Below are 13,699 nucleotides of genomic sequence, written 5' to 3'. Positions count from 1 at the left end.
TATAAACCGCTATTGGCTTATATGTGCTATGAATATCTGTTATATCAGCTAAACAAACAGTTTATGGCTTGGTACGGTGACCTTCTCCTTCTTGCTGCTGTTGCTGCTGGCGTTGGGCCTCTTGTTGCTGACGTTGCTGTGCAGCCTGTTGCTGACGCTGAGCTTGTTGTTGTTGTTGCTGTTGACGTTGCGCGGCCTGTTGCTGACGCTGAGCGGCTTGCTGTTGTTGCTGAGCCTGTTGTTGCTGGCGCTGGGCAGCTTGCTGTTGTTGCTGTTGGCGCTGGGCAGCCTGTTGCTGAGCCTGCTGCTGTTGACGTTGTGCAGCCTGTTGTTGCTGGGCTTGTTGCTGCTGACGCTGTACCTGCTGTTGCTGACGTTGAACATCCTGCTGCTGACGCTGTGCTTGCTGGCGTTGCTGTTGAACTTCCTGCTGCTGGCGTTGAGCCTGATCACGTTGCTGCTGCACCTCTTGCTGCTGACGCTGTGCTTGCTGGCGTTGTTGTTGAACCTCCTGCTGCTGGCGTTGGGCCTGCTGCTGTTGTTGCTTAACCTCTTGCTGCTGACGCTGTGCTTGCTGGCGTTGTTGTTGCACTTCCTGCTGCTGGCGTTGAGCCTGATCGCGTTGCTGCTGTACTCCCTGCTGTTGGCGGCGGGCCTGCTCCTGCTGCTGCTTAACTTCCAGCTGCTGACGTTGAGCTTGCTGTTGTTGCTGCTGAACAGTCTGTTGTTGGCGTTGGCCCTGTTGTTGCTGACGTTGAGCTTCCTGTTGCTGACGCTGCGCCTGCTGGGTTTGTTGCTGACGCTGCAATTGCTGTTGCTGACGTTGCTGTTCGGCAGGGTTTGTATTGGGTTGCTGCGTACGCTGACCCGGTCTTGCATTTGGTTGCCCAGGGCCTTGATTTGCAGGCTGTCCCGGCCTTGCGGCGGGTTGGTTATTATTAACCCTTACCAACCTGTTATTATTGCTTTTAGCTATTTCGGCTAAACGGGCGGCGTTATTCCGGTTTACAGTTGCCTGTCCGCCTACGCGGTGCGCTATGCCGTTATTCGGGTTTTCTTTCCGGTATTCAGCTGCATTTACCACCCGTGCAGGCCGTGCATCTGGTGCTTTTCTAATCTCGGGCCTGTAAATATTAAGCCTGTTATTGGTAATGCTTGTTCTGCCTCCCGGCTGGTTACTATTGTTAACCCGGTATACCTGTACATTTTGACGGGTTACATTTCTAACCTCATTAACCCGCGGACCGGTTACATAGGTACGGTTATTATAAACATAAGTATTGTTTATAACCGTTGTGTTATGAATAATGTTAACTACGCGGGTATGTGGTACATAATAATTATAAATGTTAGGGCGGTTAATATAGGCCTGCGGTGCACATACCCAATAGTAATCGGGCACGCGGTAGCTGTTACCAAACGAAATATTGATGCTGATGCCCGGTGTTAGCGGAGCCCAGCCGTAATAACCACCACCTCTTCTCCAGCTTACCCAGGCCGGCGCCCATTCATGACCAGGGATCCATTCCCATCCATAATAGTCATCATAGCGCCAGCGGCCGTAATGAAAGGTAGCCCATCCCCAGGGATAATCAGAAACCCAGGTATTACCATAATCTGTCATTACCCAATGCCCGCGTGTGGCATAGGGCCTGAATCCGTCTTCGGCATCAGGGATCCAAACGTTACCATAGGTTGGGTCATCAACCCAGGTACCATAGGGATCAAGTTCGTCATAGAACTGCTGGTCAGATACATACTCCCCCTGCTGTGCCCTGACTTTATTTGGAGCGGCGAGCATTATTAAAAATGCTACTAAAAATAATCCGCCTATTTTTTTTATAATTTTCATTTGTTCATCAGGATTAAAATGTGACCGGTGTACCCGGTATCAATATAGGTATGACCTATCAAATTATAAAACGTTTAACATCAAAATTGTTTTAAGCCGCAACAATATGAATAAGCAGGAGAATTGCTTTTAAATAGGAGGCGCCTACGGAGCCGATACTTTTCCTATCTTTTATCTACAAACATGTTACTCCTCCGGAGTTGTCTTGTTCAATTCGTTAAACTCCAGAGGAGTAACATGTTTATAGGCAGAAAACATTAATTTAAAGGCTCCGGCAGGTGCCTCTTATCGGCCATTGATTGAAAAGCGATTTCCCTGTATGAATAAATGGAACAAACCATGTCTCAATTTTTTTATTTATACCTTGCATATGCTATCTTAAAAATTAAATATTTTTACATCCCATTATCTTTACCATTATGAGTACAGTAAATATCCCAAGGCTTGATCTGAACAACTATATTAACGGTAGCGCGGCCGACCGTCAGCAATTTTCAGACGATATAGGCAAAGCATTTAATGAAACCGGTTTTGTAACTATTACCAACCATGGCCTGAGCAAACAGCTGATAGATGAGCTTTATGAGCAGGTGAAAGCACTTTTTACCCAGCCCGATGCCATTAAACAAAAATATGAGATCCCGGGTCTTGCGGGCCAGCGCGGTTATACCGGCAAAGGCAAAGAAACCGCCAAAGGCTTTAAAACACCCGATCTGAAAGAATTTTGGCAGATAGGCCAAACGGTTACCGATGGATCGCCCATTAAAGAGCAATATCCGGATAATGTGGTTGTTACTGAACTTCCGGCTTTTAATACTACCACCCGTGAAGTTTATAAAAGACTGGAATCGGCAGGTATACACTTGCTGAGGGCTATCGCGCTTTATTTAAATTTAGAGGAAATTTATTTTGATAATAAAGTGCATAATGGCAACTCGATATTACGCACTTTGCATTACTTCCCTATTCTTGATCCCGATTCTGTTCCGGCTGATGCGGTACGGGCAGGGGCGCATGAGGATATTAACCTGATTACCCTGCTGATTGGCGCCAGCGCCGACGGCCTGGAGCTGCTTACCCGCGAAGGTACCTGGTTCCCGGTTAAGGCCTTTGGCGAAGACCTGGTAGTTAACGTAGGCGATATGCTGCAACGCTTAACCAATAATAAACTTAAATCAACCACGCACCGGGTAGTAAACCCGCCGCGTGAGCTGATGAAAAACTCCAGGTATTCGGTTCCGTTTTTCCTGCACCCGGTATCAGACATGGACCTCACCAGCCTGGAAACCTGTATCAATGCAGAGCATCCGAAACTATACCCAGACATTACCGCCGGCGAATACCTGGATGAACGCCTGAGAGAAATTGGCTTAAAAATGTAGTGAAAAGCTTAAGGCAGAAAGCCCAAAGCAGAAAGCTAAATAAAAAGGCCTTTTGCTTTGGGCTTTTTGCTTTTTTGGCCTTCTGCTTTTTGTATTGTTTATTTTTAGTATCATTGAAATAACTAAACCGTTAAATCATCAATGATACAGCCCTTAAAAAACCAGGAACATACAACTATTATAAAAGGGCTTATCCTAACGGTAGTATTACTTATCTGCTGGTCATTAAGCTCAAGGCTGTTGCTCCATGACTTTTCAAAAACAGCCCAGGTACTGGTATCCAGGATCACTTTTTGGTTGTATACCGGCATCATTTGCCTGTACGCTGTGAGGGAAGAAAAACAGTCTTTTTTATTATGGACTGATAAGAGCTATTCGATAGGCTACTATATACTACATATTATACTTATTTTTTTGGCGATAACTCTGATCGGTGGCTTAGGTTACTTGATACTCAAATCTTTTGGTTTACTTAAAGTAAGCGACGATATTATATGGATGAGAAAAATAAATGCCCCCGTAAAACTTTTTGGTGTTTTTACCGCAGGCGTTGCAGAGGAATTAATTTTCAGAGGCTATATGATGACCAGGCTATCCCTTTTATTTAAAAACAAGCATCTGCCTATATTCATCTCGGCGATTATATTCGGTGTGGCGCATATCGTGTACGGCACCTTAGCTAATGTGCTATTCCCAACTATTATCGGCATAGTTTTCGGATATCACTACTATAAATACAGGAACATCAAAATGCTCATGATTTGCCATTTTCTGATCGACTTAAACGCCCTTTTCAATACCGCTGTCAAGCATTAACCATATTGGTTTTAACTTGAGCTTTGTTATCCACATTAGCTTCAAATCCTTGCTGCCTTCTTTTATACAATACAAACAGGGCGGCAGCCAGTACACCTATAATGCCTTCAATACAAACTGCACGTCTTGGGCCCATTCCGCTGGCCAGCCAGCCCACCAGTAAACTACCAATAGGGATCATTCCCTGGTAAGCCATTACATAATAGCTGATGGCCCGGGCCCGCATGGCCGGGATGGCATGGGTTTGTATATAAGTATTAATGGCCGATGTTTGCGCCATCATACCTATTCCCGTAAACACCATAAATATTAAAGCGAAGGGTAATTTACCAGCATAAGCCACCATCAATACGCTAAGCCCGAAAACCAGGCTGGCGGTTATCATGATTTTGATGAGGTTTTTGTTGGTTTTTAAATTAGCCAGGTAAACCGCGCTGATCACCGATCCTAAACCGGCAGCGCTCTCAAACCAGCTGAAAGTTTTGGCATCGCCATTAAATATATCTTTCGCAAAAATGGGCATCAGGGTATTAAAGGGGATAACAAATAAGCTGCTGATGCTCAGCATCACGATCAGGCTGCTCAGATCGCGATCGCCGGACACATATTTAAAACCTTCCTGCAATTCAACCCAGATACTTTTTTCCGACCGGATGATCGCCTTGGTGTTCAGCTTCATCATAAATAAACAACCCAGCACGGGTATATAGCTTAAAAAGTTGCCGAAGAAACAAAAATCTTCACCAAAGGTGCCCAGGATAATACCAGCCACTGCGGGGCCTGCGATGCGTGCTAAATTACTCATGGTGGAGTTAAGGGCGATGGCGTTGGGCAGGTCGTCCTTGTTATCAACCATCTCCATCATTAAGGCCTGGCGACAGGTAACATCAAAAGCATTAATAATACCCTGTACCAGACTTAAGCCAATAATAGCCGGGATGTTATAGAACTTGAACAAGATCATGAAGGCAAGCGCCCCTGCTTGTGCCATGGATATCACCTGCGTTATTACCAGTATACGATAGCGGTTATGCCTGTCAACAATACTGCCCGCATAGGGGGCCAATATCAGCGAAGGGATCAAACTTACAAAGCCAACCACACCAAGCAGCAGGGCCGAACCGGTAAGCCGGTAAACCAGCCAGCTAACGGCAGTTTTTTGCATCCAGGTGCCAATGAGGGATATAGACTGACCATAAAAAAACAGTTTGAAATTTCGCTATTTAAGAGAGCGGAAAACATTCATTGGGGTAATACATAACAAAAGCGTTTCAGGGGAGATCTTAATACAAGACTATTGAAATTCTTTATGGTACAAATATCGGGAATGGTGATATATTTGTAAAATAGATTGTTTTAATGATATTGATTAGTAAAACCGATTGATTATGGAATTCAGACAATTGCAATACTTTGTTAAAGCCGCCGAAACCGTGAACTTTACCGAGGCGGCTGCCGCGGTTTTTATTACCCAAAGCACTCTATCACAACAAATTAAACAGTTGGAGGAAGAGCTGGGCATGTTGTTGTTTGACCGTATTGGCAAACATGTGCGCATTACCGAGGCGGGCCATGTATTTTTAACCCATGCCCGTAAAATATTAATGGATGTGCAAAAAGGCAAACAAGCCATCGCCGAATTAAACAATGCGGCTACCGGCGAATTAAATATAGGGGTATCCTATGCCTTTACCTCCTCGTTATTCCCGGTACTTGCTCCGTTTTCCACCAAATACCCGGGTATTAAAATTTCTATTATTTCTGATAATCATGTAGAACTGGAGAAAAGACTTCGTTTGGCCGAATTGGATCTGATCGTGGCTTATCACAATGAATCAGACGATGAGGATCTGGAAATGCAGCCACTGTTCAGTTCCAGCATTGTGATGGTGGTTGCTAAAAATAATCCACTGGCGCAACTCAAAAGCGTAAACCTGAAACAACTGGCCGAGCTTGAACTGATATTGCCCGGCAAGGGTTTCAGCTCGCGCACATTTATTAATGAATTGTTTTACAAACACAAGATGAGCCCCAATATCAAGATCGAGCTAAATGATGTGCATACGCTGCTATCCCTGGTACAGGACGGCGACTGGGCAACTATTCTGAATGAAAAAACCTTAATAGGCTGGGATAGACTGGTTGCCATTCCGATAGCAGGGCAGGAAGTAAAAAAACAATCCTACATCCTTTGGCAGAAAGGCGTTTACCGCAAAAAGGCCGCGATATTATTTACCGAACAACTCATGAAAACCATGAATAACGAATGACTGTAACTTATTTTATTTGGCCGCCGTACGTCCTTCCACGTGTACCGATATGGTGCTGGCATGGGCAAAACCCAGGGTGCTACCTGGTACAACTTTAAAATAGTATTGCAGATAACTGCTCATGATACCTTGCGACAGGCGAATATAAGTACCCTTAAAATCTTCGCTCATCGAAAAATCTATCAGCGGTTTTACATAGTGCATCTGGCCTTTATCGTCAACACAGATCTCAAAGGAGTAATAGAAATCCTTATAGGCCTTATTGATGGTGATATCAAAGTTGGGGTCAAGATAATCGTCGGACGAATCAAAGTTATTGGTAATATCGGGCTTGGTAACTTTCTGCTTTACCGTTATCTGTGAGCTTTTACTGATGAGCTGCACAGGCTGGCGGGCCGAAAAGGCTTTGGCAATATTGCTGTTGGCTTTAGCTACCAATCCCTTTACAAACAAAGTATCCTTGCGGCTGGGCCGCCTTAATATAGAGGTGTCGGTATGTAATACGTTTTTCACATAATTATCGGCATAAAACAGCATATACACTTTAGATCCATTGATATCGATCGAGTCGCCTTTGGCCTGCAGTATCTCCATCACGATGCTATCTTTGCTCATTTTTTTTATTTTGAGCCATGACCGTGCAGCATTAAAAACAGAATCGTACCCACGGGTAAGTGGAAAATTGATAAATGCATTTTTTGTAGGACTAAAAACGCTCACCGAATCGTCTGACACAAATTTCAGTTTCCACTGCGGTTCCAGCTGATAACCATATTCATTAAATGACAAGCCGTTTTTTTGCCGCCTGGCTACCTCGCTGTAGTTAATACCATTATAAGCACTGAATGAGATCAGGTGTTTTTCTTTGGCGCTGCCCGGATCCTTGCACCCGGAGTAAGTAATAACGATAATAAGCAGCAACGCGGCGCTTAGATATTTGATGTGATGATGGGTAAAAAGCATATCGGCTTAAAGATATAAATTCATTTAGCTTCAATAAAGTTTTGATAAATAATGTTATTCCATACTAATTGTAATAGAAATGTCATCCAATTAAGCATCTTTGCGAAAACTATTGAAAATGAAAAAAACCTTACTTCTTATCACTATTTGCTTAATTGCATTAAATGTTTCGGCACAGAAACAAATTTTTGAGAGCCCTAATTTAAAAGCGGCCATTAAAGTTCAAAAACTGGTAGCCATTTTACCATTCTCCGTAAGTATCACTTACAAAAAACAACCCAAAGATTATGACCCCGCAGCCAATAAGGCCCAGGAATTAAAATCGGGCAAATCTATCCAATCAAGCATGTACACCTATTTACTTAGAAGGGTTAACGATTATTCGGTAAGTTTTCAGGATGTGGAAAAAACAAATGTTATTTTATTGAAGAATAAGATGATAGATAGTCTTGATACGTATACCAAAGACGAGATAGCGAAAAAACTTGGCGTAGATGCTGTAATTTATGGATCTTATTCACAAGCCACTACAAGATCAGAAGCAGGAGCTATTGTAACAACCGCTTTATTTGGCGGCTGGGGCAGCAAAACCGGAGATGGAACTATCGTTATGCAAATAGCGAATGGTACAGATGGTGAAACCTTATGGAGATACACTAAAAGAATGAGCGAAGGTATATTGGTATCAACAGATGATGTAATTGAAAGCCAGATGAGAAAAATCTCCAGAAACTTCCCTTACATGAAATAGAACTGATTAGATAGATATCAATAAAAAGGCTGCTTCATAAATATGGAGCAGCCTTTTATTATTAAACCTCTTCGGCAGGTAACGCCGGTTTCTTTTTGCGGAAGAAGAAATGAGTTTGGCTATAGTAGCTAAAGAACACGATAAATATCGTAGCGACGATCTTGGCTGGGGTTGGATAAAGGCCCATTACATCAACCAGTAATTTCAAAAACAGCAGGTTTAGCAGGATACAGATGGCATTAACCATCATAAAGCGTGATAACTGCCCTCTTTTGCTCAAACCCGATTCTTTAAAAACCACATACCTGTTTAAATAAAACCCGGTACAGAACGATATACTGAACGAAAGCATCTGGGAAGCTATATGCGGGCTTAGCGTATAAAAACCCAGGTCGATGTTATGCTTTTTAAAAATAAAATTATAGCTGAAGCTGAAAAGCAGGATGTCAAATACCGTATTACTGCCACCGCAGGCCGCGTAACGAAAGGTATGCAGCGGCATCCATTTTTTAAATGGTTTGTAAAACAGGTCGATAAAATTCAGGATCCCTTGCCTGATAAAATTGTGGACTTTACGCATACCGTTTTTTTAAAATACAGAGCTACCCATTACCTGGCCATCTCCTCTTTGATCGCTCTCAAAAACTCGTTGGCATGTTGCGATCCGATGATGTAAAGCAGGCCGTCCCTGTCGGTAAGATGTATGGCATCATTGCCGGCAGCATAAAACCGAATGGTTCCTTTGGTATGCAGGTTATATACAGGGTTATTGAACAAATAGCGACTGTACACCCCTTTCTCAACTTTCACAATACCGTTCAGGTCTATTTTTACCAGGCGGGTTGTCCATAAACCATTAAGCCTGATGCTTTTATTTTCAACCCGGGTGCTAAAGTGCAATAAAAAACCCATGATGATAGATATGATGATAATGGCAAAACCTACTACTACCAACAGGTCGCCGTTGCGTTCACGTTCATCAGTAAAAAAATAGGCCGCGAAACAAAACATGGCCAAAACCAGGCGTATAGTTATCGGGATAAACTCCCGGCCCAGGTACTGTTTTTCTACAAATATTGCTTTATCGCTCATCTTAATTTATACAGTTCGAAGATAATAACTTTTTTAGTGTTATTGCTCACTTTATACCTTTCATCGGGCCGGTAACCACCAACCCACATCACCTCGCCATTACCATTTACCAGCACCGGCACTTCTTCTTTTTGATTCAAAGCTATTTTCTGATTGATAAAAAAATCGCTCAGTTTCTTTCGCCCTTTCATTCCCAGGGGGTAAAAATGATCGCCCTCCTGCCATGCCCGCAGTGTTAGCGGAAATTTTAACAAGTCCGCATCAACAGACACAGCCAGCGGATTATCTTTTATAATCAGCGGACTATCATCATGCAAAACCGTCATTTTATAATTACCGTAATGCACTTCATGTGTTTTTTCGGCAATAAGCACAGCCTCGTGCCCGCTATTTTTCCGTTTCTCCAATATCAGCCGGTCGCGGTCCAGAATCAGCAAATATGCTGCCGATTCAAATACTCTGCCGGGGTGCTTATCCAGTGCAGATATCAGGTCATCAACGGCAGTTTCGTTAAAACCGTATGGCTGCAATAATTTAAACAGCAATAAACGCATAGGGTTTAATTGCCTTACCTCATCCAGTAATAAATAATTACCATCCGGACCCGGTTTAATTATTGTTCCGGACAACGCTGTTATCTGATTCTCGAGCAGTATCTCCAGGTCGCGGAAATGCTTCAGGTTATTTTCAAAGGTTTTCTCCAGGGCCGGGTTTAGTTCTTTCAGTTTGGGTATCACCTCCAGCCTGATCTTATTACGGGCATATTTTGCCGAAGCGTTGGAGCTGTCTTCTACATAATCCAGCTTATTTTGGGCAACAGCCGTCTCAATTTCCTGCCGGTTCAAAAACATCAACGGACGTACCAGGGCCCCATTTTGGGGCAATATGCCGTGCAGTCCTGCTATGCCCGTGCCGCGGGTAAGGTTTAACAATATTGTTTCAATTGTGTCGTTTTGGTGGTGTGCAAGCGCAATAACCTGGTAATCTGATTGCTGGCTTATGGTGCCAAACCATTGATAACGCAGTTCGCGCGCGGCCATCTGGATAGAGATTTTATTTTCGGCCGCATAATTCCGGGTATCAAAACGGGTGGTATGGAAAGGTACACGAAGCTGATTGGCCAGATCATTACAAAATGACTGATCACGCAGAGCTTCGTCACCACGCAGCTGAAAGTTACAATGAGCAATGCCAAAAGTATAGCCGGCCTGCTTTAGCAAGTGAGCCATTAAAACAGAATCCATGCCACCGCTTACCGCAGCCAGAATTTTGCTGTCGGGCGTAAACAAAGTATTTTGTTCAACAAAATTTACAAACTGTTTAACAGGTAACATTCATCAAAATTATTAAATTATGAGAACCAAGAGTTAAGAATCAAGAATTAAGAGAGAAAAAACACGCTACAAATGGTTTTTTTTGTCATGCCTCTTGATTCTTAGTTCTTGATTCTCTTTAACCCCAACAAAAAACTAATTTTGCCAACGTGAGTAAATATGTTTTAAGCTTTTTGTTATTGATGCTGGCGGGCAGTGTTATGGCCCAAAAAAAGAAATCAATTGTAAACCTGATACAGTCAGAAAGCAGCTCTTTTACCAAAATTAACGGGCGCGATGTAATTAAGGTTTATAAAGGGGTTTTTAAACAGGATTTCTCCACCCTGCGTTCAGACAGCGCCTATTTTTATCCCAACGAAAACGCTTTCGATGCTTTCCGCAATGTAAACATCAATCAGGGCGATACCCTGAATATTTTTTCTGACAAGCTCAACTACAACGGCAATACCAAGCTGGCCATACTCACCGATAATGTAAAAATGGTTGACCGCGATGCTACCTTAACTACTAATTATCTTACGTATAATACCGCTACCCGCATAGGCACCTATACCAGTGGGGGTAAACTGGTGAACAAGGATAATGTGTTGACCAGTAAAAACGGGTATTATTTTGCCAAATCGCGCGATTCTTACTTCCGGTATGATGTAGTGCTCACCACCATTGATGCCATTATTAAAACGGATACGCTCCGTTATAATACCGGCACCCGCATATCTTATTTTTACGGTCCTACCAACATCTATGGTAAAAAAGATAAAGATACCCTGTACACCGAAAACGGTTTGTACAACACCGTAACCGAGCAGGCTTTTTTTGGTAAAAAGAACCTCTACAAACAGGGCACCAAATCATTAAAAGGCGATAGTTTGTTTTATGACAGGCTTAAAGGCTATGGCCGTGCGGTTAAGAACATCACGTTTAACGATAATGAGCAAAAAATAACACTCAAAGGCGATCTGGGAACCTATTTTAAAGCCGACGAACGCACCGTTGTTACGGAAAATGCCTATATGGTGATGATCACGGAGCAAAAGGACAGTACCAAAACTGATTCGGCGGCCGCCAAAGCACCTCCAACCTTGGTTAAAAAGGGCAAAGATGCAATAAGCAGTAAAATTAAAGATGGTCCCGACATGAAGAATATTACCAACATGACCAAATTGGCTAAAGATCTGAAACCCGGAACCATGGTGAGTAAAACCGATTCAACCTGGATAGACTCCGCCGCGAAGGCATTGATCAAGCAAAATAAAAACATGAAACCGGCCGAAGCAGTTGAGAAATTGGCAGAGCTGTCGAAAATGGCCGATGATATCAAGAAAAAAGGCACCATCGGGAAGGAGGACTCTGTTAAAATAGATTCCATGGCGAAAAAGCTCGGCGTGCAAACCAAAAATATAAAACCGGGCGAGGTTGATAAAAAGCTTACGAATATGGCCAAGCTGACTGCCGATATCAAACCCAAAAATGGGGCTAAACCGATAGCAGCACCAGCAGATACAAACAAACAAGGCGAAAAAGTAAAGCGCGACTCGATATTCATGACGGCCGATACGCTGGAAACCCAGATCATGACCTTCAAAAACCTGAAGATATACCAGGAAAAGCAAAGGCTGCTTAATTTCAGGGACACTTCGGCGGCAGGCTTAAAGCGAGCCGTTTTAAACCAGAAACTGAAGGGGATGCCTACGGTTTATCTACGCGCCCCAAAAGACACCAGCTACCTGCACCGCGATTTTTTCGGAAAACCCAAGGTAGATTCTACCCAGATCAAAAAAGATCTCTTAAATGCCAAAAGAAAGGCGAGACAGGATAGCGTGCGGGCTGTAAACATGAAGAAAGATCCGGTGTTTGCCCGCCGCGAGTTTGATGTGAAAGATACCTCCCGCATCAGGATATTGATCGCCCATCATCATGCTAAAATATTTAAATCGGATCTACAGGGTAAGGCCGACTCCATCTTTTACAGCAACAGTGATTCCACCATACGCTGTTATGTAAAACCCATGTTCTGGACGCAGGGTTCACAGCTTTCGGGCGATACCGTGTACCTGCAAATGCGAAACAAAAAGCTGGATAATATAGAACTGTTCCCATCGGCCTTCGTGGTGAATATTGAGAAGGATGATTCGGTGCACTTTAACCAGTCCTCGGGCCGAAAGATGCGGGGTTTCTTTAAAAATGACAAACTTCACCAGCTATACATCGCCGTTAACGCCGAAAGCATTTATTTTAAACGTGATAGCGGCAAGGTAGCCGGTATGCAACGTTCATTAAGCAGCCGCATCCATGTCGTTTTTAAAAATGGCGAAACCAAGGAAGTTACTTTTTTAACCAAGCCCGAAAACCGCTATATCCCTATAGCTAAAGTTACCGAGGAGGATAAATTATTGAAAGGCTTTATCTGGAAGCCGAAGGACCGGCCGGCCTCCAAAGAGGCGATCATTCCAACGCGTCATAAAAAAACACCTGCTTCAAAATCGCCGCCTCCGAAAATTAAGGTTGATAGCTTAACGCAGGCTAAAATGGATAATTTGAAGGGAATGATATTGAAGCTTAGCAAGGATTCGACAAAAACCGACTCCGTCAAAAAGCTACAACTAAACCTTCAACACCTTACTGATTCCATAAGCAAAGCAGCGGCACTTGTAAAAACTCCGCCATCAAAAATCAAAGCTGATAGTTTAAACCAGGCCAAAATTGATAATTTGAAAGGAATGATATTGAAGTTGAGCAAGAATCCAACTAAAGCCGACTCCGTGAAGAAGCTGCAGATGGTTCTGAAAAACCTTACTGATTCGATAAGCAAGGCGGCAGCAACAGCAAAACCCGTTAAAGGCACCGCTGATGCTACTATTAAGGGTAAGCAACCGGCAATAAATGCGGTTAAGGATACAGTAAATAAGGCACCAGGTACAGGGAATTTGCCAGCCATAAAAGCGGGTAAGGATACGACGGGCAAAGCTGGAGGAACGCCGCCGCCAATAAAAGCGGTTAAGGATACGACGACCACTCCGGTTAAAAAACCGGGAAGTTAAAGGGTAATAAAACAATATGTCATTGCGAGGTACGAAGCAATCTCATCAGTGCAGGTAGTAGATATTGCAAATCGTATACCCGCTCTTGGCCGCGGGAGGGCCAGTTACTTTTCCTTGATGAAAAGTAACCAAGACCGAGCGTAGCGAGATAATGAGTACCAATAAAAAAACAATGAATAAATCAAGTCAACAGAAATG

Annotated in this window: 11 protein-coding genes; 5 read left to right on the top strand and 6 right to left on the bottom strand. The window is 43.3% G+C overall.

From position 1 onward, the window contains the following. Positions 1 to 61: 61 nt before the first annotated feature. Positions 62 to 1,852: a DUF6600 domain-containing protein gene (locus tag BLR84_RS30070; RefSeq protein WP_176852075.1), complete on the bottom strand. Its 1,791-nt coding sequence runs from the start codon at positions 1,850 to 1,852 to the stop codon at positions 62 to 64. Positions 1,853 to 2,271: 419 nt separating this feature from the next. Here BLR84_RS30070 and BLR84_RS14895 point away from each other — a divergent pair, with 419 nt between their 5' ends. Continuing rightward, positions 2,272 to 3,234 (top strand): isopenicillin N synthase family dioxygenase, encoded by a 963-nt coding sequence (locus BLR84_RS14895; RefSeq protein WP_090469506.1) that lies wholly within the window; start codon positions 2,272 to 2,274, stop codon positions 3,232 to 3,234. A 141-nt stretch (positions 3,235 to 3,375) separates the two neighbouring features. Further along, positions 3,376 to 4,050 (top strand): CPBP family intramembrane glutamic endopeptidase, encoded by a 675-nt coding sequence (locus BLR84_RS14890; RefSeq protein ID WP_090469503.1) that lies wholly within the window; start codon positions 3,376 to 3,378, stop codon positions 4,048 to 4,050. Here the strand turns inward: BLR84_RS14890 and BLR84_RS14885 are convergent. Beyond that, positions 4,040 to 5,257, bottom strand: coding sequence for an MFS transporter (locus BLR84_RS14885; RefSeq protein WP_255366965.1), 1,218 nt, complete (start codon positions 5,255 to 5,257; stop codon positions 4,040 to 4,042). The genes BLR84_RS14890 and BLR84_RS14885 overlap by 11 nt on opposite strands. A gap of 181 nt (positions 5,258 to 5,438) precedes the next feature. Here BLR84_RS14885 and BLR84_RS14880 point away from each other — a divergent pair, with 181 nt between their 5' ends. Continuing rightward, positions 5,439 to 6,320 (top strand): LysR substrate-binding domain-containing protein, encoded by an 882-nt coding sequence (locus tag BLR84_RS14880; protein WP_090469500.1) that lies wholly within the window; start codon positions 5,439 to 5,441, stop codon positions 6,318 to 6,320. Between the two features lie 12 nt (positions 6,321 to 6,332). Here BLR84_RS14880 and BLR84_RS14875 read toward each other — a convergent pair whose 3' ends face one another. After that, positions 6,333 to 7,283, bottom strand: a complete 951-nt coding sequence (locus tag BLR84_RS14875; protein ID WP_090469498.1) for a hypothetical protein — start codon at positions 7,281 to 7,283, stop codon at positions 6,333 to 6,335. Between the two features lie 118 nt (positions 7,284 to 7,401). Here BLR84_RS14875 and BLR84_RS14870 point away from each other — a divergent pair, with 118 nt between their 5' ends. Beyond that, complete coding sequence (locus BLR84_RS14870; protein ID WP_090469495.1) at positions 7,402 to 8,034, top strand: hypothetical protein; 633 nt, start codon at positions 7,402 to 7,404, stop codon at positions 8,032 to 8,034. Positions 8,035 to 8,095: 61 nt separating this feature from the next. On the opposite strand, the gene BLR84_RS14865 is transcribed toward BLR84_RS14870, so the two are convergent. The 3 genes from BLR84_RS14865 to tilS are packed head-to-tail and all read right to left on the bottom strand — an operon-like array spanning position 8,096 to position 10,460. After that, positions 8,096 to 8,614 (bottom strand): GtrA family protein, encoded by a 519-nt coding sequence (locus BLR84_RS14865; protein WP_090469492.1) that lies wholly within the window; start codon positions 8,612 to 8,614, stop codon positions 8,096 to 8,098. 29 nt (positions 8,615 to 8,643) lie between these two features. Next, positions 8,644 to 9,126: a hypothetical protein gene (locus BLR84_RS14860; RefSeq protein ID WP_090469489.1), complete on the bottom strand. Its 483-nt coding sequence runs from the start codon at positions 9,124 to 9,126 to the stop codon at positions 8,644 to 8,646. Next, positions 9,123 to 10,460: a tRNA lysidine(34) synthetase TilS gene (tilS, locus tag BLR84_RS14855; RefSeq protein ID WP_090469485.1), complete on the bottom strand. Its 1,338-nt coding sequence runs from the start codon at positions 10,458 to 10,460 to the stop codon at positions 9,123 to 9,125. Before tilS ends, BLR84_RS14860 begins: the two co-directional genes overlap by 4 nt. Positions 10,461 to 10,609: 149 nt before the next feature. Between tilS and BLR84_RS14850 the strand changes: the two genes are divergently transcribed. After that, positions 10,610 to 13,501: an OstA-like protein gene (locus BLR84_RS14850; RefSeq protein ID WP_090469482.1), complete on the top strand. Its 2,892-nt coding sequence runs from the start codon at positions 10,610 to 10,612 to the stop codon at positions 13,499 to 13,501. The last annotated feature ends 198 nt before the right edge of the window (positions 13,502 to 13,699 follow it).

The sequence above is a fragment of the Mucilaginibacter sp. OK268 genome (assembly GCF_900103125.1).
Classification (GTDB): Bacteria; Bacteroidota; Bacteroidia; order Sphingobacteriales; family Sphingobacteriaceae; genus Mucilaginibacter.
The sequence above is the reverse complement of the archived record's forward strand: the minus strand, read 5'-3'. Positions and strand labels throughout refer to the sequence as shown.